Consider the following 24,230-nt stretch of genomic DNA (forward strand, 5'->3'; position numbering starts at 1 on the left):
GAACGGGGCATTAGCGTGAGTCACGAAGACCTCCGGTGATGACGTGTGCTTGGTAACTCACATCGTCCCGGAGGTCTTCGCTATCCGCCCCAGCGTTCACAACCTCCCGAGGAACTACAACTAGGCGACCGGGCGGCTCGTCGGCAGGGCGGCGTCGCTCCCGCAGAAGTCGAGGATCGCGCCCTCGAGCACGTCGGCGAGCTGCCGGACGGAGTCGACCTCGGCCCACTCCTCGTCCGCGTGCGCGCCGCCGCCCGTGACGCCCAGGAGGATGCACGGGATGCCGGCCTCGTGCACGAGTCCCGCGTCGGTCCAGAAGGGCTCGCCGCGGTGCGGGACGGGCGATCCGGTGACGCGCATCCCGCTGTCGAGCACGGCGCGCGCGAGCGGCCCGTCGACGTCGGCCTCGAAGGCGGCGCGGGCGACGAGGACCCCGAGCTCGGCGTCCATGCCCGGCGTGCGGGCGGCGACCGCGTCGAGCGCCGTTCGCAGCTCGGCCTCCACGTCCGCCGTCGACTGGCCGGGGAGGAACCGCCGCTCGAGCGTGAGCACGCAGGAGTCGGCGACCGTGGCCGCATCCGAGCCGCCGTGGATCCGGGAGACGCGCACCGCGCCCGTGCCGAGGAGCGGGTGGCGCGGCCCGGCCGCGAGGCGCTCGGCGAGCGCGTCGAGGTCGCGCAGCACGAGGCCCGCGTGCGCGATCGCGTCGACGCCCTGCTCCGGCATCGATCCGTGCGCCGCGCGCCCGCGCAGGCGGACCTCGTACCAGCCGAAGCCGCGGTGGGCCACGATCGCCTCCGACTGGCTGGGCTCGGAGATCACCGCGCCGTCGATCCGCGTGTCGGCCGCGGCGAGGGCCCGCAGCGCCTCCTCGGTGCCGAGGCTCGCGAACTCCTCGTCGGCGACGAGCGCGAGCACGACGTCCCCGCGCGTGCCGATCCGCCGGGCGCGGTCGGCCGCGACCATCATCGCGGCGAGGCCCGCCTTCATGTCGAAGGCGCCGCGGCCGAGGAGGCGTCCGTCCTCGACCCGGGGACGCAGGCCGCCGCGCTCGGGGTCGCCGGGCGGGACGGTGTCGAGGTGCCCGTCCAGCAGGATCGTGCGGCCGCCGCCCGTGCCGCGCGCGGTGGCGAGCACGGTCGGACGCCCGGGGGCGTCCTCGAGCACGCGCACGTCGAAGCCGCGGGCGCGGAGCCAGGCGGCGACGTGGGCGGCGACGGCGGTCTCGCCCGCGGCTCCAGCCACGAGGTCGGGGTTGGTCGAGTCGATGCGGATCAGCTCGGCGGCGAGGTCGACGGGATCCACGAGGCCGGCGGTGCCGACGGTGCCGGCGTCGGACCCCGGCACGGCGCCGCTCACGCGCGCGGCGGCAGGTCGTCGGCGGGCAGCGCGGAGACAGTCTCGTCGGCGTCGTCGACCAGGCGCAGCGCGCTCTGCGGCACGACGACCCGGCGACCGGCGGCGCCGTCGTCGTCCGAGCCGAGCTCCACGACCCAGGCGCGGCCGCGCGCGGTCGGCACGGGGCTGACGCTGCGCAGGCCGTCGGATGCGGAGGCGACCACGAGGCCGACGGGCTCGCCGTCGAGCGCGGGGTCGCCGGTGGCGGCCGCGCCGTCGAGGATCACGACCACGGCCCCGACCCCGATCGCGTGCGTCTCCGCGCTCCCCCGCTCGCCCTCTAATCCGTCCCGGCCGCGTCTCATCCACGTGCCCCGATCCTCCCATCGGCGGCTCCCGACGGCCGTCCGGCGCGCGGCCCGCGCCGCCCGCACGGGCGACGCCCGGCCGACCTCGGTAGCGTGGGGATCCCATCCGCCAGAGGAGTCCGCGTGCCCCGTCCCACCGACATCATCATCAGCCCGCTCGACGGGAAGCGCGCCGTCGTCACCGGCGGCAACAGCGGCCTCGGCCTCGAGACCGCCCGTCGGCTCGCCGCGGCCGGCGCCTCCGTCGTGCTCACCTCGCGCGACCCGGAGCGCGGCGAGGACGCGGCGGGCACCATCCGCGACCGCCACCCCGGCGTCCACGTGGAGGTCGGATCCCTCGACCTCGCCGACCTCGCCTCCGTGCGCGCCTTCGCCGACCGCGAGGTCGAGCGCGGGCCGATCGACATCCTCGTCGACAACGCCGGCGTCATGGCCCCGCCGGACCGGCGCGAGACGCGCGACGGCTTCGAGATCCAGCTCGGCACGAACCACCTCGGCCACTTCGCGCTGACCGGCCTGCTGCTGCCTGCGCTCCGGGCGGCCGACGCGCCTCGCGTGGTCGTCGTCTCGAGCCTCGCGCACTGGATGGGCCGCATCGCGTTCGGCGACCTCCAGTCCGAGCGGCGCTACAGCCCCTGGGCGGCCTACGGCCAGGCCAAGCTCGCGAACCTGCTCTTCATGCGCCGCCTGCAGGCGCTGTCGGATGAGCGCGCGTGGGGCCTCACGTCCGTCGCCGCGCACCCCGGCGTCACCTCCACGAACCTCGCGAAGAACGGTCCGGGATCCGGGCCCCAGGGCGTCATGAGCGACCTGGCGGCCAAGTTCGGGCCGGCCGCGATGGGCCAGGACGTGCGCGTGGGCGCGCTCCCGCAGATCCAGGCGGCGACCGGCCTCGGCGTGCACCCGGGCGACTACTACGGGCCCGCGGGCCCCGGCGGGATGAGAGGCATGCCGCACCTCGCCGTCTCGAGCCCGTGGTCGAAGGACCCCGAGCTCGCCCGCCGTCTCTGGGACGCGTCCGAGCAGCTCACCGGGGTCGTCTACCCCGCGTAGCCCCTGATCGATGGACGGCCGATGCGCCCGGGCCACGCCCGGGCGCATTCCCTATGGTGGGGACATGATCTTCGACGCCGACCGCCCCTGGGTACGCAGCTACGCGGACGGGGTGTCGGCCGACATCCCTCCCGTCATCGGGTCCCTGGTCGACATGGTCGAGCGCTCGATCCAGCGGCACGCGAAGGCGGTCGCGCTCGAGTTCTTCGGGCGCGAGACGACCTACCGCGAGATGGGCGACCATATCTCCCGCGCCGCGGAGGGCCTGCGCCGCCTGGGCGTCCGGAAGGGCGACCGCGTCGCGCTCGTGCTGCCGAACTGCCCGCAGCACATCGTCGCCTTCTACGCGGTGCTCCGGCTCGGCGCGATCGTCGTGGAGCACAACCCGCTCTACACGCCGCGCGAGCTGCGCCACCAGTTCGAGGACCACGGGGCCCGCGTCGTCATCGCCTGGAACACGGTCGTCGGCACCATCCAGGACATGCCGCGCGACGTGCCCGTCGACACCATCGTCTCGGTCGACCTGCCCGCCGCGATGCCTCTCGCCACGCGCCTCAAGCTCCGCCTCCCGGTGCCGGCCGCCCGCCGCGCCCGCGCCGCGATCACCGCGCCCGTCGAGGACACCGTCACCTGGGAGCAGCTCGTCGACCACCGCCGGATCGCCGCGTCCCGCCCGAAGCCCGAGCTCGACGACGTCGCGATCCTCCAGTACACGAGCGGCACCACGGCGAGCCCGAAGGGAGCGATCCTCACCCATCGCAACCTGCACGCCAACGCCATGCAGGGCCGCGCCTGGGTGCCCGGCCTCGCGGACGGCGGCGAGACCGTCTACGGCGTGCTGCCCATGTTCCACGCCTACGGCCTCACGCTCTGCCTCACCTTCGCCATGGCGATCGGCGCCCGCCTCGTGCTCTTCCCCAAGTTCGACGTGGACCTCGTGCTCGCCGCCGCGCGGAAGCACCCGCCGACGTTCCTGCCCGCCGTCCCGCCCATCTACGAGCGGCTCGCGCGCGGCGCGAAGGAGAAGCGCGTCGACCTCACGGGCGTCCGCTTCGCGATCTCCGGCGCCATGAACCTGCCGGTGTCCACCGTCGAGCTGTGGGAGGGCCTCACGGGCGGCTACCTCGTGGAGGGCTACGGCCTCACCGAGACGTCGCCCGTCGCGCTTGGCAACCCCATCGGCCCGTCGCGCCGGCCCGGCACCGTGGGCGTCCCGTTCCCGAGCACCGAGGTGCGGGTGGTGGATCCCGAGGATCCCGACGTCGACCGCGCGCCGGGCGAGGAGGGCGAGCTGCTCATCCGCGGGCCGCAGGTGTTCCAGGGCTACTGGCGTCGGCCCGACGAGACGCGCGCCGCGCTCCTCGACGGCGGCTGGTTCCGCATGGGCGACATCGTGCGCGTCGACGCCGACGGCTTCACGACCATCGTCGACCGGATGAAGGAGCTCATCATCACGGGCGGCTTCAATGTCTCCCCCAGCGAGGTCGAGGACGTCGTGCGCGGCGCGCCGGGCGTGCAGGGCGTCGCCGTGGTCGGGCTCCCGTCGGCGGACGGCGGGGAGGACGTCACGGCCGCGGTCGTGCTGGATCCGGGTGCCAGGCTCGACGAGGCCGCGATCCGCGCGTACTGCCGCGAGCACCTCACCGCCTACAAGGTGCCGCGCCGCGTCGTGCGGGTGGATGCGCTCCCCACCTCGCTCATCGGCAAGGTGCTGCGCCGCCAGGTGCGCGAGGACCTGCAGCGCGAAGGCTGACCGCCGCCTGGCAGGACCGGCCCCGGGCACGGTCGGCGGGACGCGACCGTCCTACGGTGGATGAGCACGCTTCGTGCACCAACCATCGAAGGAGCCACATGACTCGAGGCATCGCCGTCGTCACCGGAGGATCGGCCGGACTGGGCCGAGCGACCGTACGGGAGCTCGCGAACCGCGGCTGGGACGTCGCCGTCCTCGCGCGCGGCGAGGACGGGCTCGCGGGCGCCGTCGCCGACATCGAGGCGCGCGGGCGCCGCGGTCTCGGCATCTCCACCGACGTCGCCGACCGCCTGGCCGTCGAGGCCGCCGCCGATCGCGTCGAGGACGAGCTCGGCCCCATCGACCTCTGGGTCAACGACGCCATGGTCGGCGTCTTCGGCGAGTTCCTCACCACGGATCCGGCCGACTTCGAGCGCGCCACCGCGGTCAACTACTTCGGCTTCGTCAACGGGACGCGCGCCGCCCTCAGCCGCATGGTGCCGCGCGACAGCGGCCACGTGATCCAGGTCGGCTCGGCGCTCGCCCACCGCGGGATCCCGCTGCAGGCCGCCTACTGCGCGGCCAAGCACGCCGTGCAGGGCTTTACGGAGTCGGTGACGACCGAGCTGATCCACAACAAGAGCTCGGTCACGATCTCCACGGTCGACATGCCCGCGCTCAACACGATCCAGTTCAACTGGGTGAAGTCACAGTTGCCGCACCACCCGCAGCCCGTGCCGCCGATCTTCGAGCCCGAGGTGGGCGCGCAGGCCATCGCCGCCGTCGCCGAGAAGCCGAAGCGCCGCAACTGGGTGGGCGAGCCCACGGTCATGACGGTGCTCGGCAACCGCTTCGTCGCGAACTGGCTCGACGGCTACCTCGCGAAGACCGGCTACTCCGGCCAGCAGGCCGCGGACAAGACGCAGCCGATGCTGACGACCAACCTGTACACGCCCACCGCGGGCGACCAGGGTGCGCGCGGCATCTTCAGCGACCGGGCCCGCACGATGAGCCCGCAGGTCTGGATCATCCGCAACCGCGCGAAGACCGTCGCGATCGGCGCGGGCGCCCTCCTCTCCGGCGTCGTCGCCGGGGCCGCCGCCCTGCGTCGCCGATAGCCTCGACGCATGGGTGACATCGACGCGATCGTGGTCGGCTCCGGGCCGAACGGGCTGGCCGCGGCCGTGACGATGGCGCGCGCGGGCCTGCGGGTCGAGGTGCACGAGCGGGCGGACACGATCGGCGGCGGCAGCCGCACGGCCGAGCTCACGCTCCCGGGCTTCCACCACGACATCTGCTCGGCGGTGCACCCGATGGCGCTCGCGTCCGGGTTCTTCCGGGCGTTCCAGCTCGACCGGCGGATCGACCTCGTCGTGCCGGAGATCTCCTACGGGCACCCCCTCGACGGCGGCGTCTCGGGCATCGCCTACCGCGACATCGACCGCACGGCGGACGCGCTCGGCGTCGACGGGCGCGCATGGCGGCAGCTCATGGGGTCGCTCGCGGCCTCCGCCGACCGGGTCGCGCAATTCACCAACGGCCCGCTCCTCCAGGTGCCGCGCCACCCGCCCACCGCCATCCGCCTGGGGCTCCGCGCGCTCGAGCAGGGCTCGCCGCTGTGGAACGCGCGCTTTCGGGGCGACGTGGCGCCGGCCATGTTCACGGGCATCGCGGCCCACGCGATCCAGACCATGCCGAGCGTGTCCACGGCCGCGGCTGCGCTCTCCCTCGGCGCGTACGCGCACGCGCGCGGCTGGCCGGTGCCGATCGGCGGCAGCCAGTCCATCGTCGACGCGATGGTCGCCGACCTGCGGGCCCATGGCGGCGAGGTCGTCACGGGATCCGAGGTCCGGACGCTGCACGAGCTGCCGGCCGCCCGCGCGGTGCTCCTCGACACCAGCGCCCGGGCACTCTCGCGCATCGCGAGCGACCGGCTGCCCGCCCGCTACCTCCGCGCGATCCGCCGCTTCCGCTACGGCAACGCAGCCTCCAAGGTCGACTTCGCGCTCTCGGGCCCCGTTCCGTGGACGGATCCCGAGCTGCGGAAGGCGGGCACGCTGCACGTGGGCGGCACCCGCGCGGAGATCCAGCGCGCCGAGCACGAGGTCGCCGCGGGGCGACACAGCGACGACCCGTACGTGCTCGTCGCGCAGCCCTCCATCGACGACCCCGGCCGCGCGCCCGAGGGGAAACACGTGCTCTGGGCCTACACGCACGTGCCCGCGGGATCCACGGTCGACCAGACCGAGGTCATCACGCGGCAGATCGAGCGCTTCGCCCCGGGCTTCCGCGACCTGATCCTCGCCTCGTCCAGCATCGACGCCGTGGGCATGGAAGAGCACGACCCCAACTACATCGCCGGCGACATCGCGGCCGGCGCCGCGAGCGTGTGGCAGCTGCTTGCCCGTCCCGTGCTCTCGCCAGACCCGTGGCGCACGCCCGCCGCGGGAGTCTACCTGGCCTCGAGCTCGGCGACGCCCGGGCCCGGCGTGCACGGCATGGCCGGGTACCAGGCGGCACGCAGCGCGCTGCGGCACGAGTTCGGGATCGAGCGCGGGCCGGACCTCTCGATGTGACGCGTGCGTCGGTGGCATCGACGCGACGGCGCCGTCACATCGGCGTTATCCGCACACCCGCCGGCACCCGGAACCCCTCCGGCGTCACCGCATCCGCCTTGGCCACCGCCTGCGTGAGCAGATCCTCCACCCGCACCAACCCGGAACCTGCAGCGACCGTCACCCGCGCACCCGCGCCCACCACACGCCCCGCGACAGACGCCACATCGGCCGCCTCCGCGACACGATCCCCCACCGCACGACCCGCGCGCTCGCTCGCGCGCTCGCTCGCTCGCTCGCGGAGACCCTAGCTAAATCTTTCGCTTTCCTCGATACTTTGGCCATTCATCTTCGGGAGGGAGCAGCTTGCCGAATACTTTTTCCAGCCGACCATCGAGCCAGTCCTCGGGACCATTCTGCAACGTCTTGACCGGATGATCCACGTACTTGATCTCGCGAGAGAGCTGTACATCCGATCTCCCCGGACCCGGCTCGTAGGTGATTCGGTACTCCGTCGGGTGCCCTGCCCCTTGCTGCGCAAGTTGCTTTTCCGCATCTCGCAGCACCGCAACCATCTGATGCTGCAAGCGGAGCATGCGCGAGGAACTGGCATCCACACCACACAGGTCATCCGGGTAGACAACTCGGCCATCCTGCTCGAAGAGCATATTGGCATATCATTGCCCGGGTTCCGACGCCGCATAGATGCACATCGCGTTCACCCCTTTGGCTCCGCGTGCATACTCGACACCAAGAGGTATCCAACTATTGGTGAGGCTCTGGATGGCTTCTTGTTCAGTTCTTGACACTCTCGCCCCCATCGGTAGGATTCCGCGAATACCGACTTCCCGTTGAACACGGAATCAATATGAAGACCATCTGGTCGGCCCGTGACGGCGTCGACTCGGACGTCGACGCCAACGTGACCCGGGGGTGTGGATTTCAGCGCCCTCGCCCGTTGTCGGTCGATGTCCGCATAGCACGCCTGTTGATGTCCCCGAATTGCGACACGCGGTCGTCGAGCTTGGGTGATCCGCCGAACCAGTCCGCAATCACATGCCCCGCGTGGTCGCCGAAGAGCTTACCTCAGGCACGTCGTTTGCGCCGCAGCCGCCCGATGTGCGTCTTGAGCTGCAGGTTCTCCGCGATCACTCGGTCGATGTACCAATGCTCATTCGTCCGATACAGGTACTCGCGCTCGCCCGTTCGGCCGGTTGACCATGCACGGTGGTCGCGTGTTCGATCAAAAGCCTCCGAACATCTTCTCAAGACGCCCGTCGAGCCAATCCTCTGCACCTTCTTCTAATACCTTGGTCGGGTGGTTCGAATACACGAGCTCGTGGGACAACTGCATGTCCAGTTGACGAGTGAGCAAATCATATGTCAAGCGGTATTGGGTAGGAGATGGGGCACCGGCCTCCTCGAACTGCGCCTCAGCCTCCGCCAAGTATTTGAGTAGATACCTTTGAACTGCAGAGACGCGGTCGTCCCCAGAGTCGACTCCGCGTAGATCGTTGGCGTAGACGATCTCCCCGGCTTGCTCGAAGAACGCATTCGCGTACGAGTGCCCGCGCTCGGACCCGACGTAGACGTAGATCTTTGATAGATCTGGCGCGCCCTCGCTGAACTCCATCGCGATTGACACGCAGCCCGTCGCAAAGTCCTGCAGAATCTCTTCTTGTCTCTTTGGCATTGAGTTCCCTACTGCTTGAAATTGCTCCGGTAGATTCTGCCGTTGATCTTGTATTCGACCTCGAAGCGGGGCGACCTGCCTGTGAGCGGGTCAGGATCCAGCCGGATGTCGAGGAAAATTCGTTCATCAGGATGAGCAGCCTTGCGACCGAGTAGCTTCCTCTCGAGGCGGGCGTATTCTACCAGGTTGTTCTTTTGGGACATCGCGACGATGTTGTCCAGCTTCGGAGAGCCCCCGGCAGCGTCCGCGGCGAGATGTCCCGCATGATCCCCCTGGAGCTTGCCCACAGGATTTCTTTGATGCGGAAGACGTCCTTCATGGGTCTTGAGCTGCAGATCCTGGATGATGACACGGTCGATGTGTCCGTGCTCGTTCGTCCTGTAAAGGTACTCGTGCTCACCTGCCTGGTACCAGGTGCTGGGTTCGAGACTCCTATCCGGCCGCAGATGACTACCGTCACGGACAACAGGCAGATCGTGGATCTCCTGCGGACTCAACGACCGCCAATAGTCGTCTTCAAAGTAGTCGAGGGGCTCGCTGGGTAGCGGATGGGCAACGGAAGTCGCTTCGCGTGAGTGGATCCCGTCCGATCCGCGACTTGGGTCGCCGGTTACTCCACCACGATCGTGACGTCCGATCTGGTCACTGTGTGACGCATGGGCGTCCCCGGCATGATGCCTCACCTCCTCGGGTGTCGACTCGGACGTCGCGCGCTCTTCGGCTCCCCCGCGAGCGTCCGCCCCGTGCTGCTCGACCCCACGCACCGCATCCGCACCCGCAGCACGCCCCACCCCCGGCGCATGCCCCGAACCCGCGGGCGCCTCCACCGTCCCACGTTCCAGAACACCGTGCCCCGCCGCATCCGCGATCTGCGAACGCACACGACCCTCCACCTCCACCCGCAGACCCGCCGGCACCCGGAACCCCTCCGGCGTCACCGCATGCTCCACCACCACCCGCACCAACGGCACCCGCCCGACCGCGTCCCGCAACGCATTCATCACGGGCGCCGTCGCCGCATGCCCCACCGCATCCGCCTTGGCCATGGCCTGCGTCAACAGATCCCCGACCCGCACCAGCCCCGTACCCGCAGCGACCGTGGCCCGCGCACCCGCACCCGCCACACGGCCCGCGACAGACGCCGCATCGGCCGCCTCCGCAACACGACCACCGACCGACGCGACCCGCGCCCCGACCGACACCACCTTCGCCCCCGCCGCGACCTCACCCCCCACCGGGATCAACAACGACCCCACATTCACGAACAACGACCCCGCCGCCCGCGCCGGATCCGACTCCCACTGCTCCCCGCTGCCGACGAACCCCTCCACCATCTGGCGCTGCTTGTCCACCGTCGACCTCGAGAAGTCCCGCATCCACCCCGGCGTCACACCGCTGGAATCATCGGCCAGCATCTGGAAGATCGGCGTCGGCGCGATCAATGCACCCAACCCCTCCACCACACCCAGAGCCGACGCCCCCGCATGACCCCAATCACCCCACGCGCTCGTCTCCGGGTTGTACGAGATCAGGCTCCCCAACCCCTCGGCCATGCTCGTGACCGCATCCCCCGCACCACCCAGGAACGAGCCCACGCACGTCTGACGACCCGACGCCATCTGCCCGAACGGCAACGCCGTCCCCGCCACGGCCGCCGCCGTGAAATCCGTCCCCTGCACCGGCACCGCACACGACGCCCGCGTGGGATCCGCCGCGGCGATCGCGTTCACGCAATCCGCCTGCGCCTCGTCCAACGCCGTCGCCTGAACCGCCACCGCCTTGATCAACTCGTCGTTGCGCTGGTTGTACGGCGGGTAATCCGTCCACTCCACGTGATGCGCAGGAGACGAGTACATCCCCCCGGGCGAGGTCTGCACCGAGCCGTAATCCGTCAACTGCGTCGTCGGCTGATCCCCCACCGCCGGCAGGTCGTATCCCTGCTCCGCCAACGCCACGAACGCGACCGCCTGGGTCTGGAGATCCTTCAGCGTCACCACGATCGGCTCCACGGTGTCCGCGAAGTCCTTCAGGGCCTTCGCCACCTTGGTGAACCCGTCGGCGAGGGCCGTGGTCTCCTGTCCGACCGGCGCCATCACCGCCAGCAACGCCTCCGACTCCGGCGCCTGGTACACCGTCGACATGGTCTGCCACGATGCCACCGCCGACGCACCGTGCTGCGAGACCCCCGTCGACGCCGTCGCCAACGTCGACGCAGCGCTCCGGATGAGATCCGGGGACATGCCCACCCCGGGGATGCTGCCCGGATCGATCAATCCGTCCGCACGGCACATGCCGCCACCCGCGGTCGACGCAGGCGCGTACATCACCGACCACCCGCCCGAGAGGTGAACCAGCTGAAGTCACCGTTCGACGCGGCATCCACCGCCGCCGTCTGCGCCTGCGTCACGTCGGACGCCATGGTCTCATCGGCCTGCACGTAGTCGGTCGTCGCCGTCGCCGCACCGAAGAGGCACGCCGAGATCCGATTCGTGACATCCGTGACCGCTGCTGATTGGGCGTCGAGGAACGCCGCCAGGGAAGCCGGCACCGCGGTGCAGGTCGCCGCCCCGGATGTCACGTCGTCGTGCGCACCGGACACGCCGCCCACCGCGGTCGTCAGGTCGTCGGACGCCTTCTGGACGGCCGTGAGCACGTCCCTCACCCCCTGCGGATCAATGCTGTAGCTCGTCATGGGATCCCTCCCCCGCCTCTCCGGCCAATGCGTGCGCGGACCCGTCCGCCGCGGCCGCGATGGCCTCGACCAGCGCAGCGTCCTCCTCCGCGCCCCACCCGCAGGCGTGGAGGTCCGTCCAATACAGCTCGTGCTCGTCTCCTGGCACCGGCACGCTGCCGCCGAGGATGCGTTCCGCATCGCCGGTGTGCTGGAGCTCGCGTGACCTGGTGACCGTGAGGTGCGTCGGGACACCGATGCGGGTCACGAACGCGGCGCCCCCGTCCCAGAGATCGGTGACACCCAGCTCCGGATCCACCGACGCGGCCCCCACGATGCACTCGGCCATCGACACCGGGCGCGGCGAGACGATGGCCCATTCGCGGTTCACGACGGCCTCCCCGAGAACGCCGCGGCGATCGTCTCCGGACCCAGGTGCCGCGCGGTGGTCGCGAGATCCGCCCAGGCCGCCGCCTCTCCCCCGCCGAACGACATCAGGAGCGACGGGGTGCGCGGATGCCCGATGCGCTCCACGAGGGCCGCCCACTCCAGAGCGGCCGTGGGGAAGTCTTTGTCGCGCACGGCGCGAGGCCCGACCAACGCGGCCCGCGGCTCGACGGGTGCGGGGACATCCGCCGTGAAGGTCATGTCCGGCGCTCCGTGCATGGTGCAGACGAAGGCGAAGTGGATCTGCGCCGCGCGCTGCAGGAGCCGCAGGAGCTCGGCGGATCGCGTCGCGGACAGCTCGCCGCGCACCACCAGCTTCGTCTCCTCGAAGACGGCGGCCGGCTCGGACCACACGCGGATGCTCCCGCTGAGGCCATCGCCGTGCAGCAGGAGCCGGACCGTCTGCGGAAGCCGCGAACGCGACCACGCGGTGACCCCGGCCGGGCTGAACGCGCTGACGGCGGGCTCGACCACGCCCCACGCATCCACGCGCGACTCCGCCTCGGCCGCGATCAGCTCGGCGATGCTCCCCATCTCGAACTCCCCGGTCAGCATGTGTCGCGCGGTGATGGTGACCTGCGTCCACGGCACGGACCCCGGGGCGGGAGGCGTCTGCCATCCGCCGGGGATCCGCGATACGAACGCCTCCTGCGCGTGGGCGACGACGGCGGTGGTGCCGGCGAGCCGGAGTCCGCCGCCCGACGGCACCGCCCACCGTCCGCCGAACGACCTCAGGGCCCCGAGCGACGCGAAGGTGAGACGCGTGTCCTCGGGCGTGATGACCAGAACCCGAGAGCCCGCGGCACCGGCGTCGGCGAGGAGGCCCGCCCGCAGCGCGCTGAGATGGAGGACGCGCGCCGCCGTGCGGCAGACCACGTAGCCGTCGCCCTGCTCGTCGATGAGCGGGTGGAGCATCGGGTCAGCGACAGTGGAGCGCGTCTCGTCCATCTCGGTGTCCCGCACGACCCCTAGCCGATGGAGTCGACTGCGGCCTTCCCCCGTGACATGGCCGTCTGTGCGGTCTCGTCGTTGCGTGCCATCGCCTGGCGCAGCGCGTGGATGATGTCGCGCACCTGCTGGGCGACCGCGTTCCAGCGGGCCTCCTTGGCCGCGTACTCCGTGGAGACGCCGTCGGCCTGGTAGTCGGCCATGGCGGCCTTGACGTCGGAGTCGCGCTGGTCGAGCAGCGACTCCAGGTGGCTCGCGACGGCCTGGAACTCGTCCTGGGCCGATTGCGATGCCGCGATGTCGTAGTCGCGGCGGTCTGTGCTGTTCCCGCTCATAATCCGGATCCCCTCGTCCTATGCCCGGCCGGAGAAGCGCGCGGAATCGAACCCGGCGCCGCTCTGCGCGGCGCGCGTCTGGTCCGACATGTCGGAGTCGCCCTGCTGGAAGGCCATGTCCTGCCCCTGGATGCCCTCGAGGACCGCAGCGAGCGCGGCGTTCAGCTCCGCCGCGATGGAATCGGTGTTGGCCTTGAACTGGTCGAAGGCCTGTCGCCCCGCCCCGTTGAACCGCCCCTCGAGGGGTGCGGCCGACTGCTCCAGGCGACGCACCAGCGCCCCCAGGTCCTCGTGGGAGGAGCTCGTCCGCTGTCCCAGCTGCGTGAGGGTGCTCGCCCCCATCGCGAATTTCATGCCCATGTCTTGCTCCTCTTCAACCCCGACGGAGGTCGCGGCTGCTCGCTGATGCGACCGGACGACGCCCGACCGATCGCACCGGATGGTACCCCCGATTCGGGGGCGCGGGAACAGCAGACAGAGATACGGATCCAGGACGCTAGGATCACGCTGGCTCAGGCGTCGGGCCGGACCCCCTGAGGAGGCATCGATGGCGCATGCTCTCCTCGGCGCGGTGACCTGCGGCCGCTGCGGCGCGCGCGTCGCGGCAACCGTCTCCGCCTGCGCCCGCTGCACGTCGCCGCGCCTTGACGCCGCGCCGGGAACCGCCACCGGTCCCTACCAGGGCATGCTCATCGGCGTCGTCCCCGCCACGGCCGGACGCAGGTACGCCGCCCGCGCGGTGGACGCCCTCCCGCCCTTGGCCCTCCTCGCCGCGGCCGCGGTCGGCGCGTTCGACGGCCGTTGGGCCGTGCTCGTCGTGGCGGCCCTGGTGCTCGCCGCACTCCTGCTGATCGCCGCCAACGCGGTCTCGTCGGTCCGCAGCGGGCAGACGCTCGGCCGCCGCGCGCTCCGCCTCCGGACCGTGGACGACCTCTCGGGGGCGCCGCTCACCGCGATGGACCGCCTGGGTCGGATCCCCCGCGTGCTGCGTCTGCGCACCACCATGACCGCGGACCTCCGCGCGGGCCGGGATCCGCTCGGCGTGGCCCGGCCGCCCGCGGACGCGCTCGGCGAGGACGCCTCCGATGCCGACGACGCCGCCCCCAGCGTGGACGAGGCGGTCCGACGCGCGCACCGCCGCTCCGCGGCACCGCTCGCCGAGGCTCCCGTGGCCACGGCCGCGGCGCTCGTCCTCGACTCCTCGGAGCGTGTCTCCGTCTCCGAGCCCCTGATGATCGGCCGGAAGCCCGAGGCGCAGGTCGACGGGGTGACCTACCGCGTCCACCCGTGGGCCGACCTCTCGCGCACTGTCGCGAAGTCCCACGCCCTCTTCGCCTGGTCGGGATCGACCATGTGGATCACCGACCTCGGCAGCCTGTCGGGCACCGCGATCATCACCGCCGCCGGGGAGCGTCGTCCGCTCGTCGCCGGCGTGCCCACCGCGGCGAGCGTCGGCTGGATCGTCGAGCTCGGGCGTCGCCGCATCACGATCGAGCCGGACGCATCGGACACGACCTCCGCCGCATCCGCCGACGCACCGGCTGCTGCGGCCCGGGACATCGGCGGGCCGGACGCGGGTGCCTCCGCCGCATCCGGATCGGCGACCGCTCCCCACCCGGACGCCGGATCGAGCGCCACCGATCGCATGGCCGCTCCGGCCGCCGCACCGACCCCCACCGAGAGGACGTCGCCCCGTGCCGACTGATCCCGACGTCATCCTCCTGGAGACGATCCGCACCCACCGCTCCCGGCTCCGGTCGGCGTTCATCTTCGGCGAGCTCACCGAGCGCCGCATCGTCGACGACAACTCCAAGCGGTTCATCGCCAGCGTCGTGGTCGCCGCGGTCATCTGCGCGGGCTGCGTGGGCGCCTCCTTCGTCGGCCACCTCCTGGGCGGCGCCGCACCCGGCGCGACCGCCGGCGTCGTCGCGACCCCGGTGCCCAGCCCGTGAGCACCTTCACGCGGGTGACCGTCCTCGGCTCGCACCGCCGCGCCGACCTCGTGGCGCCGAGCGATGAGGCCGTCGCCTCCCTCATCGCGCAGCTGGTGGAGCTGCTGGGCGAGCGCACGGAGTCGGCGGCGCGCCCGATGACGCTCATCCGCGCGTCGGGCGACCAGCTCGGCGCCGAGGAGTCCCTCGACGACCAGGGCGTCCTCGCGGGCGACGTGCTCCGGCTCGTGCGCGTCGACGACGCGCCCGCCCCGCCCGAGGTCGCCGACGTCACCGACGTGGTCGCCGAGGCGCGTGACGACCAGGGCGCGCTGTGGGGCGACGTGCACCGCGTCTCCGCGACCTGCATCGGCATCGCGCTGCTCTCCGGGGTGGCCGGCGCGCTCCTCGTCTCGCCCACCCGGCTCCCCGTGCTCGGCGGCGTCGCCGTCCTGCTCGCGCTCGCGGCGGCGGTGCTCGGGCTCGTCCGCGAGGACCGCCCCGCCCTCGTGGTCACGGCCGCGTCGGCCGGACTCGCGGTGCCCGCGACCGTCGCCGCCGTGGGCACGTGGATGCCGCAGGGCGGCTCGCTCCCCGTCCTCGCCTTCGGGGTCGCCGGCGCGGTCTGGCTCGTGGTCGGCATCGGGATCGGCGTCGGGCTGCGGCGGCGCACCCTCCTCCGCGGGAGCGTCGTGGGGGTCGCGGCCAGCGCCGTGGCCCTCGGTGTCGACCTGCTCGGCTGGACGGTGACGCAGGAGTCCGCGATCGTGGGCACCGCCGCCGTCGTCCTCATCGGCCTGCTGCCGTGGTACTCCATGACGGCGTCGGGTCTCACGGGGCTCGACGACCTGGTCATAGCCGGCACGCTCTCCGACCGGGACACGCTCCGTGGCACGGTCGACGAGTCCTACCGGTCGCTCAGCTGGGCGGCCCTCGCCGCAGCGGTCCCCGCGGCCATCGCCGCGAGCGCGCTCGTCGCCACCGAGGATCCCTGGCCGCTCGCACTCGGCGTCTGCCTCACCCTGGTCCTCGCCCTGCGCACGCGGGCGTTCCCCCTGGCCTGGCAGTCGCTCCCGCTGTGGGGAGCCGTCGCGGCCGTGATCGTGGTCGCCGCGCTCGCGCACGCCGCGGAGCGCGACGCAGTCGCCGCCGGCCTCGGGGTCATCGTCCTCGCCTGCGCCGTGATCGGCGTCGCGCGCCCGTCGCTGCAGACGCGCGCGCGACTCCGCCGCATGGGCAACCGCCTGGAGACGCTCGCGGTCGTCGCCCTCGTGCCCTGCGTGATCGGCGTCTTCGGCGTGTACCCCTCCCTGCTCGGGACGTTCTGACGATGGGACGCCTGACCAGCTCGATGTCCACGGCCGCGCACATGCTCCTCGCGAGCCCCGCCTCGGCGTTCCGCGAGGCGACCGAGGCCGACGCGGTCGTGCGCGTGCCGTTGCCCGTGTCCCGACGCGTCGGCTTCGTCCAGCTCGCCGGCGGGAGCGGCACCTCGGCTGCGTCCGCAGCGGTCGCGGCCGCGCTGGCCGCGCGCCGCACCGGCGTCTCGCTCGCGGTCAACGCCTCCGGCGGATCCACGCACATCCTCCGCCGCCTCCCGTCCGAGACCGCCGACCCGCGCGAGCGTCGCGACGCCCTGCCCACCACGTTGCGGGAGGCCGCGTCCGACCTGGTCTTCCCGCTCCCGCGCCTCGCCGCCCTCGACCTCCAGCGCCGGGACCGGCCCACCACGGCCGCGGACGCCCGCACCTGGTTCGACGAGGTGAACCCGATCTCCCGCTTCTTCGATCTCGTCGTCACCGACTGGGGCGTGCGGCCGGCCGCCGCGGACCTGGCACTCACCGCCGTCGCGAGCCACGTGCTCTGCCTGGTGTGCCGGGCCGAGCGCCACGCGCTGGAGGACGTGGTGGCCATGGTCCCCGCGCTCCGCGCCGAGCCGGATCCGCCGCGCATCGTCGTCGTGAGCGTCGACGTGGGCGCCCGTGGTCGGCACGACGCCCGCGACGTGATCGCTCGCGAGGTCGGGGTCCCCCTCATCGGCCTGCCCTACGACGCCGCCTGGTCGACCGCCATCCCCACCGCGAGCCGGCGTCTCTCGCTCGCCTCCCGCACGGCCGTGCTCCGGCTCGCCAGCACCGTGATGACGGAGGCGGTCGCCTCGCTGCCGTCCAACAGCGCACCCTCGGACCGCCCGGACGACACGCGCACGGCGGCCGTCGCGTGAACCGCCTCGTCCACCGGCCGAGCCGCGTCACCCGACCGCTGGAGCAGCCCGAGGCGGAGGCGCTGTCGGCGCCGCCCGCCATGTTGGACGGCCCCCAGGGCGGATTCCCCATCCAGTCGCTCATCCCCATCCTCGGCGCCACCGTCAGCGTCACGATGATGACGCTGCTCCGCGGCCAGCAGATCTACATGGTCATCGGGGCGCTCGTCCTGGTCGTGGCCGCCGTCGGCGGCCTCGCGATGGCGTTCACCCAGCGCAGCAGCTCCGCCCGCACGCGCCGCGTGCAGCGCGAGCGCTACCTCGACTACCTGGAGCGCGTGCGGTCCCGCACCCGAGCCCGCGCCTTCGAGGCGCGCGCGCAGGCTGCCCTGCTGGATCCGGCGCCCGTCGCCCTCACGGAGATCGTCCGCGATCCCGCGCGCCTGTGGGAACGCCGCCGGAGCGACGCCGACTTCCTCCGCGTGCGGCTCGGATCGGGCACGCGGCGCTGGCTCGAGCTGGCCCTCCCGGCCGAACCGAACCCCGTCGAGCCGTACGACCCGATCATGGCCGCGGAGGCGGAGCAGGTCGTGGCCCAGCACGAGGTCGTGCGCGGGATGCCCATCACGGTCGACCTCGCCGGAGCCGGGCACGTGTCCGTCATCGGCCCGCGGGAAGACGTGCTGAACGCCGCGCGCACGCTCATCGCCCAGCTCGCCGTCTTCCACGCGCCGGACGACATGGTGATGGCGCTCACCTTCCCCGAGCGCGCCGCGGCGGACTGGCGCGGCGTCGACCGGCTCCCGCACCTCGTGGTGGAGGACGTGTTCGACGGGCCCGTGCCCGCGCGCCGGGTCGCCCCCACCCCGCAGGCGCTCCGCACGGTCATCGGCGAGGACCTCGCCGACCGCGCCCAGCTCGCCGCGACCGCCCGGCGCGGCGGGCTCGACCAGGGGCCGGCGGACATCCCGCGGCTCGTGGTGTTCATGGACGACTACGGCAGCATCGCGGGGTCCCTCCCCGTCCCCGACGCCGAGCTCGACCTGCGCGACCTGCGGATCACGATCGTCCACCTCCTCAGCGACCGCCTGCACGAGCCGTCCGACGTGACGCTGCGCATCCTCGTCGACGGCGGGTCGGCTGTCGTCTCCGACGCGCGTCTCGCGCACCCCGTCTCCGAGGTCGCGCCCGACCGGATGCCGGTGGCGCTCCTCGACGTGCTCACGCGCGCGCTGGCCCCGCTGCGCCTCAGCATGTCGCGCAAGGACGAGGCGGAGTCGGCGCGCGCCATCGACATCTCCGAGCTGCTCGGCATCGGCGAGGTGGGCGTGCTCGATCCCGCAATCACGCAGGCGCCGCGCTCCCCTCGGGACTTCCTGCGCGTGCCCGTCGGGCTCGACGACTTCGGCGAGCCGCTGCTCCTCGACATCAAGGAGGCGTCGCAGCTCGGCATCGGGCCGCACGGCCTGTGCGTGGGCGCCACCGGATCCGGCAAGAGCGAGTTCCTGCGGACGTTCGTACTCGCCCTCGCGTCGTCGCACAGCCCCGCGGACCTCGCCATGATCCTCGTCGACTACAAGGGCGGCGCCGCCTTCGCGCCGTTCGCGAGCCTCCCGCACGTGGCCGGCCTCATCGACAACCTCGCCGACGACCCGCAGCTCACACAGCGCGCCCGCGCCAGCCTCTCCGGGGAGGTGGTCCGCCGGCAGAAGATGCTCAAGGACGCCGGCAACGTGCCGTCCATCACGCACTACGCCGAGCTGCGCAGCACCCGTCCCGAGCTCCCCGGCATGCCGCACCTGCTGCTCATCATCGACGAGTTCGGCGAGCTCCTGACGGCCGAGCCGGACCTCATCGACCTGCTCATCCAGATCGGGCGCATCGGGCGCACCCTCGGGATCCACATGCTCCTCTCGAGCCAGCGCCTCGAGGCCGGCAAGCTCCGCGGCCTCGACACGTACCTCTCCTACCGGATCGCGCTGCGCACGTTCTCCGAGGCGGAGAGCAGCATGATCATCGACACCAACGACGCCTTCCGCCTGCCCGCGGTGCCCGGCTACTCCTACCTCAAGTTCGACACCACGCTCCGGCGCTTCCGCTCCGGATACGTCTCCGGGGCCATCGCGGAGTCCGACCCGGATCCGCAGGCGACGGGCTCCGACGCGCCCCGCGGCATGATCCGCCTGCCCACCTACAACGGGATGGCCACGCGCGAGAGCAGTCAGAGCGCCGAGGAGGCGCTCGCCCGGCCGGTCGTCGGCCGCGTGCTCGTCGACCTCGCCGTGGAGCGCATCCGCACCCGGGGCGAGCCCGTCGCCCCGGTGTGGCTGCCGCCCCTGCCCGAGCGGCTCACGCTCGCGTCGCTGGTCGACCGCGCCGAGCAGTACCGGGCCCTCTCGGTGCCGGTGGGCGTGCTCGACGAGCCCGACCGTCAGCGGCAGGAGCCGTGGATCCTCGACCTCACCCGCAGCGGCGGCCACGCGGCCGTCTTCGGCGCACCGCAGTCCGGTCGGACGACGTTCCTCCGGACGGTCGTGGCGGGGCTCGCCCTCACGCACTCCCCCGCCCAGGTCGCCGTCTACGGCCTCGACTTCTCGGGCGGCGGGCTCTCCCGCGTCGAGGGCTTCCCGCACGTGGGCGGCATCGCCACCCGCACGAGCCGCGAACGGCTGCAGCGCGTCGCCGAGGAGATGCGCCGCATGCTCACCGAGCGCGAGGCCGTCTTCTCGCGCCACTCCATCGACTCCATGGCGACGCTCCGGCGCGTGCACGCCGAGGGCCGCGTCCCCGAGTTCGACGCGGCCGACGTCGTGCTGGTCGTGGACGAAGCCGGCGCACTCCGCGGCGACCACGAGGAGCTCGAGCCCGTCGTGCAGGAGCTCCTGCAGCGCGGCGGGTCCTACGGCATCCACGTGGTGCTCGCGCTCACGCGGTGGAACGACCTCCGCACCACCCTGCAGCCCTTCATCGGCACCCGCATCGAGCTGCGCCTCAACGACGCGCTGGAGTCCCTCGCCGGGCGCCGGCTCTCGGAGACCCTGCGGGCCGAGCAGCCGGGGCGCGCGATCACGGACGACCGGCGGTTCGCGCAGATCGCGCTGCCCGTGCTCGAGACCGAGCCGGGGCTCGACGTGGGCGACGCCCTCGAGCGCCTGGCGCGCGACACGGCCGAGCGGTGGCAGGGCGAGCGCGCGCGGACGATCCGCCTGCTCCCGGAGAACCTGCCGGCCGCGCTCCTCCCCGACGCGATAGAGGTGCCCGCGGCGATCCCGGTCGGGCTCGCGCAGGACACGATGGAGCCCGCGCTCCTCGACCACAGTGGACCGGATCCGCACCTACTCGTCTTCGGCGACCCGGGCGCGGGCAAGAGCAACCTGCTGCGGGTGCTCATCGACGGATCCGTGCAGCGGAGCAGCTCGGACGAGCTCGTGGTCGCGCTCATCGACATCCGCGGCGCGCTGTCCGACGCGTGCCCCGACGAGTACCTCGGCGGCTACGCGGGCGACGCCGCGCAGGCCACCGAGCTCGTCACGGCGATCGCCGGCGAACTGGCCCGGCGGCGCGCGGAGCACGACACCGATGCGGCGCGGATCCTGCTGGTGATCGACGACCACGACATCGTGGCCGCGTCCGGCACCGACGCCCTGCGACCGCTGCTGCCGTTCATCGCCAGCGCGCGCGACCTGCGGCTCACCGTCGCCGTCGCGCGGCCGGTCGCGGGCACCTCGCGGGCGTTCTTCGACATCGTGCTCCAGTCCCTCCGCGACAACGGGGCGACGGCGGTGGTGGTCATGTCGGGCGAGCGGTCGGAGGGGCAGATCGTGCCCGGCATCCACGCCGAGCGCATGGTGCCCGGGCGCGCGCCTCGTGCGCCGCGGCGCCCGACCGCAGCTGATCCAGGTGGCCATGCAGGGCGACCCCGTCCGCGACGAGGCGGGAGCCGCGCATGCCTGAGACCGGGACGCCCCTCGTCCGTCCCCGAGAGCGCGCCGCGGTGCGCGTCGTCTTCGCCGGCACGTCCGGGGGCGTCGGCACCACCACGACCGCGGCCCTGGTGTTCGCGGCGCTGCAGCGCCGCGCCGCCGGGGCGCCGACGCTCACCGACCACACGGGCGGCACGCTGGGCGGGCGCCTCCCCCTCGGGGACGAGGCCGGGGCGGTGGATCCGCGCCTGATCCTGCACGACCTCGGCCCGCACGCGCGCGGCGAGGGCCTCGACCTGCTCGAGTCGCCCGCCACGCTGCTGGCCATCACGACCGCGTCCACCCCCACCGGGATCGCGGCCGCCACGGAGCTGCTCACGGACATCACGACGCGGTACGGGATCGAGGCGCTGGCACGCGTCACCATCGTCGCGAGCCGCACCAACGGCCGCCACGACGTGCAGGCGGAGTCGCGCCGCCTGTTCGCGACCCACGGGCGCACGATCGTCTACGACATCCCCGACGATCCCGGCCTCGCCGTCGGCGGACGCATCCCGGTGGCCCGCCTCCGCCGGCGCACGCGTGAGGCGCAGACCCGGCTCGCCAAGCACCTGGACGACGTGGCGCGCCGGTTCCACCAGGCGCGCCCGGCGGGCTGACGGCTGGCGGCGGTCCGTCCACCGGGAGGCACTCCGGCAGACTGGACCCATGTCCGTCACCCGCCGCCGCATGCACTGCTCCCCCGCCGACGTCTTCGAGGTGCTCGGGGACGGCTGGCTGTTCCCCTCGTGGGTGGTCGGCGCGTCGCGGATGCGCGACGTCGACGCGGCCTGGCCGGCCCCCGGATCCCGCCTCCACCACTCCTTCGGCTCCTGGCCGCTGCTCATCGACGACGCCACCACGATGCTCGAGTGGGAGCCGACCCGGCGGCTCGTGATGCAGCCGAAGGGCTGGCCCATCGGGGAGGCGCGCGTGACGGTCGAGGTGCGCACGCTGCCCGACGGGTGCGAGGTGCGCATGACCGAGGAGGCCGTGCGCGGACCGGGACGCCTCGTACCCGCGCCGATCATGGACGTGCTCCTGCACGCGCGGAACGTCGAGACGCTCCGGCGCCTGTCCTACCTCGCCGAGGGTCGGCACCCGCGCGCACGCTGATCGCCCCTGGGTCCCCGACGCCCGCGTCGCTGTTCGGACGGCCGGCGGCGACGCCCCGCGGCCTAGGGTGGGAGGGGTGACCACCCCCACCGACCGGCCCTGGCTGGCCAGCTACGCGCCCGACGTCCCGCACGAGATCGACCTGCCGCAGGGATCGCTCGTCGACATCGTCGACCAGTCCGTGCTCCGGTTCCCCGGCGGCACCGCGCTCGACTTCCTGGGGGCCGAGACCAGCTACCGCGACCTCGGCGAGCAGATCGCACGCGCGGCCCAGGGCCTGCACGACGCGGGCGTCCGGGCGGGCGACCCGGTGGCGATCGTGCTGCCGAACTGCCCGCAGCACGTCGTCGCGTTCTACGCGGTGCTGCGCCTCGGCGCCGTGGTCGTCGAGCACAACCCGCTCTACACGCCGCGCGAGCTGCAGCACCAGTTCGAGGACCACGGCGCGCGCACGGTGATCGCGTGGGACAGGTCGGTCGCGACCATCCTGGGCCTGCCCGACGGCGCGCGGCCCGAGCGCATCGTCTCCGTCGACGTGACGCGGGCCATGCCGCTGCGCACCCGGCTGCGCCTCCGCCTGCCCGTCCCGAAGGCCCGTGCGGCCCGCGCCGCCATCGCCGCCAAGGTGACGGGCACGATCACCTGGGAGCGGATCTCCGCCGCGTCACCCCTGCCCGTCGACCACCCGCGCCCGGCGGCGACCGACCTCGCGGTGATCCAGTACACGAGCGGCACGACGGGAGCGCCCAAGGGCGCCGAGCTCACCCACCTCAACCTCAGCGCGAACGCGGCCCAGTCGCGCGCCTGGGTGCCGACGGTCCCCCGCGGCACGAGCGTCGTCTACGCGGCGCTGCCGATGTTCCACGCCTACGGGCTGACCCTCTGCCTCACCTTCGCGATGAGCATGGGCTCGCGCCTGGTGCTGTTCCCCCGCTTCGAGCCCGACCTCGTGCTGCAGGCGATCCGCCGCCACCCGCCGACGTTCCTGCCCGCCGTGCCGCCCATCTACAAGCGCCTGCGCGAAGCCGCCGAGGCGGAGGGCGTGTCCCTCGCGGGGATCTCGATCTCCATCTCCGGAGCGATGGCGCTGCCCGAGTCGGTCGTGGTGCCCTGGGAGGAGCAGACCGGCGGCTGGCTCGTCGAGGGCTACGGCCTCTCGGAGTGCTCGCCCGTGCTGATGGCCAACCCCGTCGGCGACACGCGGCGCGCGGGGACGGTCGGCCTGCCGCTGCCCAACACCGAGGTGCGCGTCGTGGATCCCGAGGACCCGACCGTCGACCGGCCCGTGGGCGAGGCCGGCGAGCTGCTCGTGCGCGGACCCCAGGTGTTCCGCGGCTACCACGGCCGACCCGACGAGACGGCCGCCGTGCTGCTCGACGGCGGCTGGTTCCGCACGGGCGACGTGGTCACCATCGACGAGGACGGCTTCGTGCGCATCGCCGACCGGATCAAGGAGCTCATCATCACGGGCGGCTTCAACGTCTCGCCGAGCGAGGTCGAGGACGCGGTGCGCGGCATCCCCGGCGTGCGGGACGCGGCGGTCGTCGGGATCCCGCGCGACGACGGCGACGAGGAGGTCGTCGCGGCCGTGGTCCTCGAGGAGGGCGCGACGCTCGACGAGCAGGCCGCGCGGACGACGCTGCGCGGCGAGCTCGCCGCCTACAAGGTGCCGCGGCTCATCGTGGTGCTCGACGAGCTGCCGACCTCGCTCCTCGGCAAGGTGCTGCGCCGGAAGGTGCGCGAGGGGATCGTCGACGCGGGCTAGGTGTAGTTCCTCGGGAGGTTGTGAACGCTGGGGCGGATAGCGAAGACCTCCGGGACGATGTGAGTTACCAAGCACACGTCATCACCGGAGGTCTTCGTGACTCACGCTAATGC

The 24,230-nt window shown here is 72.7% G+C and carries 23 protein-coding genes; 12 read left to right on the top strand and 11 right to left on the bottom strand.

Annotation, left to right across the window (positions count from 1 at the left end):
- Positions 1–120: 120 nt before the first annotated feature.
- Complete coding sequence (locus HDR73_RS09860; protein WP_012298485.1) at positions 121–1,359, bottom strand: M20/M25/M40 family metallo-hydrolase; 1,239 nt, start codon at positions 1,357–1,359, stop codon at positions 121–123.
- On the bottom strand, positions 1,356–1,703 hold the full coding sequence (locus tag HDR73_RS09865) for a hypothetical protein (protein ID WP_012298484.1): 348 nt from the start codon (positions 1,701–1,703) through the stop codon (positions 1,356–1,358). The genes HDR73_RS09860 and HDR73_RS09865 overlap by 4 nt, the downstream gene beginning before the upstream one ends.
- A 126-nt stretch (positions 1,704–1,829) precedes the next feature.
- Here HDR73_RS09865 and HDR73_RS09870 point away from each other — a divergent pair, with 126 nt between their 5' ends.
- From HDR73_RS09870 to HDR73_RS09885, 4 genes are all read left to right on the top strand, one after another.
- On the top strand, positions 1,830–2,759 hold the full coding sequence (locus tag HDR73_RS09870; RefSeq protein WP_041464442.1) for an oxidoreductase: 930 nt from the start codon (positions 1,830–1,832) through the stop codon (positions 2,757–2,759).
- Between the two features lie 64 nt (positions 2,760–2,823).
- The gene (locus tag HDR73_RS09875; RefSeq protein ID WP_041464441.1) at positions 2,824–4,512 is read left to right on the top strand and encodes a long-chain-fatty-acid--CoA ligase; all 1,689 of its coding nucleotides are present in this window, start codon (positions 2,824–2,826) and stop codon (positions 4,510–4,512) included.
- A gap of 98 nt (positions 4,513–4,610) precedes the next feature.
- Entirely contained in the window at positions 4,611–5,609 is a 999-nt protein-coding gene (locus tag HDR73_RS09880; protein WP_012298481.1) for an SDR family oxidoreductase, read from the top strand.
- A gap of 9 nt (positions 5,610–5,618) precedes the next feature.
- The gene (locus HDR73_RS09885; protein WP_012298480.1) at positions 5,619–7,067 is read left to right on the top strand and encodes a phytoene desaturase family protein; all 1,449 of its coding nucleotides are present in this window, start codon (positions 5,619–5,621) and stop codon (positions 7,065–7,067) included.
- 34 nt (positions 7,068–7,101) lie between these two features.
- Here the strand turns inward: HDR73_RS09885 and HDR73_RS09890 are convergent, their stop codons facing one another.
- From HDR73_RS09890 to HDR73_RS09930, 9 genes are all read right to left on the bottom strand, one after another.
- Positions 7,102–7,230 (bottom strand): hypothetical protein, encoded by a 129-nt coding sequence (locus HDR73_RS09890; RefSeq protein ID WP_256890524.1) that lies wholly within the window; start codon positions 7,228–7,230, stop codon positions 7,102–7,104.
- A 127-nt stretch (positions 7,231–7,357) separates the two neighbouring features.
- Positions 7,358–7,714 carry a hypothetical protein gene (locus tag HDR73_RS09895; protein WP_133064117.1) on the bottom strand — a complete coding sequence of 119 codons (357 nt, stop codon included), beginning with the start codon at positions 7,712–7,714 and terminating at the stop codon, positions 7,358–7,360.
- A 575-nt stretch (positions 7,715–8,289) separates the two neighbouring features.
- Positions 8,290–8,739, bottom strand: coding sequence for a hypothetical protein (locus HDR73_RS09900; protein ID WP_094146247.1), 450 nt, complete (start codon positions 8,737–8,739; stop codon positions 8,290–8,292).
- 8 nt (positions 8,740–8,747) lie between these two features.
- The gene (locus HDR73_RS09905) at positions 8,748–10,979 is read right to left on the bottom strand and encodes a DNA/RNA non-specific endonuclease (protein ID WP_223842770.1); all 2,232 of its coding nucleotides are present in this window, start codon (positions 10,977–10,979) and stop codon (positions 8,748–8,750) included.
- Positions 10,980–11,062: 83 nt separating this feature from the next.
- A complete protein-coding gene (locus HDR73_RS09910) occupies positions 11,063–11,431 on the bottom strand; it encodes a DUF6507 family protein (protein WP_012298472.1) in 369 nt (122 codons plus the stop codon).
- Positions 11,412–11,801 (bottom strand): hypothetical protein, encoded by a 390-nt coding sequence (locus HDR73_RS09915; protein WP_012298471.1) that lies wholly within the window; start codon positions 11,799–11,801, stop codon positions 11,412–11,414. The genes HDR73_RS09910 and HDR73_RS09915 overlap by 20 nt, the downstream gene beginning before the upstream one ends.
- Entirely contained in the window at positions 11,798–12,820 is a 1,023-nt protein-coding gene (locus HDR73_RS09920) for a DUF6177 family protein (RefSeq protein ID WP_012298470.1), read from the bottom strand. The genes HDR73_RS09915 and HDR73_RS09920 overlap by 4 nt, the downstream gene beginning before the upstream one ends.
- A 5-nt stretch (positions 12,821–12,825) precedes the next feature.
- The gene (locus HDR73_RS09925) at positions 12,826–13,140 is read right to left on the bottom strand and encodes a pore-forming ESAT-6 family protein (protein WP_012298469.1); all 315 of its coding nucleotides are present in this window, start codon (positions 13,138–13,140) and stop codon (positions 12,826–12,828) included.
- An 18-nt stretch (positions 13,141–13,158) separates the two neighbouring features.
- The gene (locus tag HDR73_RS09930; RefSeq protein ID WP_012298468.1) at positions 13,159–13,500 is read right to left on the bottom strand and encodes a WXG100 family type VII secretion target; all 342 of its coding nucleotides are present in this window, start codon (positions 13,498–13,500) and stop codon (positions 13,159–13,161) included.
- A 187-nt stretch (positions 13,501–13,687) separates the two neighbouring features.
- Between HDR73_RS09930 and HDR73_RS09935 the strand changes: the two genes are divergently transcribed.
- The 8 genes from HDR73_RS09935 (at position 13,688) to HDR73_RS09970 (ending at position 24,117) form a co-directional block, all read left to right on the top strand.
- The gene (locus HDR73_RS09935; protein WP_012298467.1) at positions 13,688–14,845 is read left to right on the top strand and encodes an FHA domain-containing protein; all 1,158 of its coding nucleotides are present in this window, start codon (positions 13,688–13,690) and stop codon (positions 14,843–14,845) included.
- Positions 14,835–15,092 carry a hypothetical protein gene (locus HDR73_RS09940; protein WP_012298466.1) on the top strand — a complete coding sequence of 86 codons (258 nt, stop codon included), beginning with the start codon at positions 14,835–14,837 and terminating at the stop codon, positions 15,090–15,092. The genes HDR73_RS09935 and HDR73_RS09940 overlap by 11 nt, the downstream gene beginning before the upstream one ends.
- A complete protein-coding gene (locus tag HDR73_RS09945; protein ID WP_012298465.1) occupies positions 15,089–16,399 on the top strand; it encodes an EsaB/YukD family protein in 1,311 nt (436 codons plus the stop codon). Before HDR73_RS09940 ends, HDR73_RS09945 begins: the two co-directional genes overlap by 4 nt.
- Positions 16,400–16,401: 2 nt before the next feature.
- Positions 16,402–17,295, top strand: coding sequence for a hypothetical protein (locus tag HDR73_RS09950; RefSeq protein ID WP_012298464.1), 894 nt, complete (start codon positions 16,402–16,404; stop codon positions 17,293–17,295).
- Complete coding sequence (gene eccCa / locus HDR73_RS09955) at positions 17,292–21,449, top strand: type VII secretion protein EccCa (protein ID WP_012298463.1); 4,158 nt, start codon at positions 17,292–17,294, stop codon at positions 21,447–21,449. The genes HDR73_RS09950 and eccCa overlap by 4 nt, the downstream gene beginning before the upstream one ends.
- Positions 21,434–21,856, top strand: a complete 423-nt coding sequence (locus HDR73_RS09960) for a hypothetical protein (protein ID WP_198433873.1) — start codon at positions 21,434–21,436, stop codon at positions 21,854–21,856. The genes eccCa and HDR73_RS09960 overlap by 16 nt, the downstream gene beginning before the upstream one ends.
- A gap of 49 nt (positions 21,857–21,905) precedes the next feature.
- Positions 21,906–22,352 (top strand): SRPBCC family protein, encoded by a 447-nt coding sequence (locus HDR73_RS09965; RefSeq protein ID WP_012298462.1) that lies wholly within the window; start codon positions 21,906–21,908, stop codon positions 22,350–22,352.
- Between the two features lie 76 nt (positions 22,353–22,428).
- Entirely contained in the window at positions 22,429–24,117 is a 1,689-nt protein-coding gene (locus tag HDR73_RS09970) for a long-chain-fatty-acid--CoA ligase (protein ID WP_041464436.1), read from the top strand.
- Positions 24,118–24,230: the final 113 nt, after the last annotated feature.

The sequence above is a fragment of the Clavibacter sp. genome (genome assembly GCF_014802555.1).
Lineage (GTDB): Bacteria > Actinomycetota > Actinomycetes > Actinomycetales > Microbacteriaceae > Clavibacter > Clavibacter sepedonicus.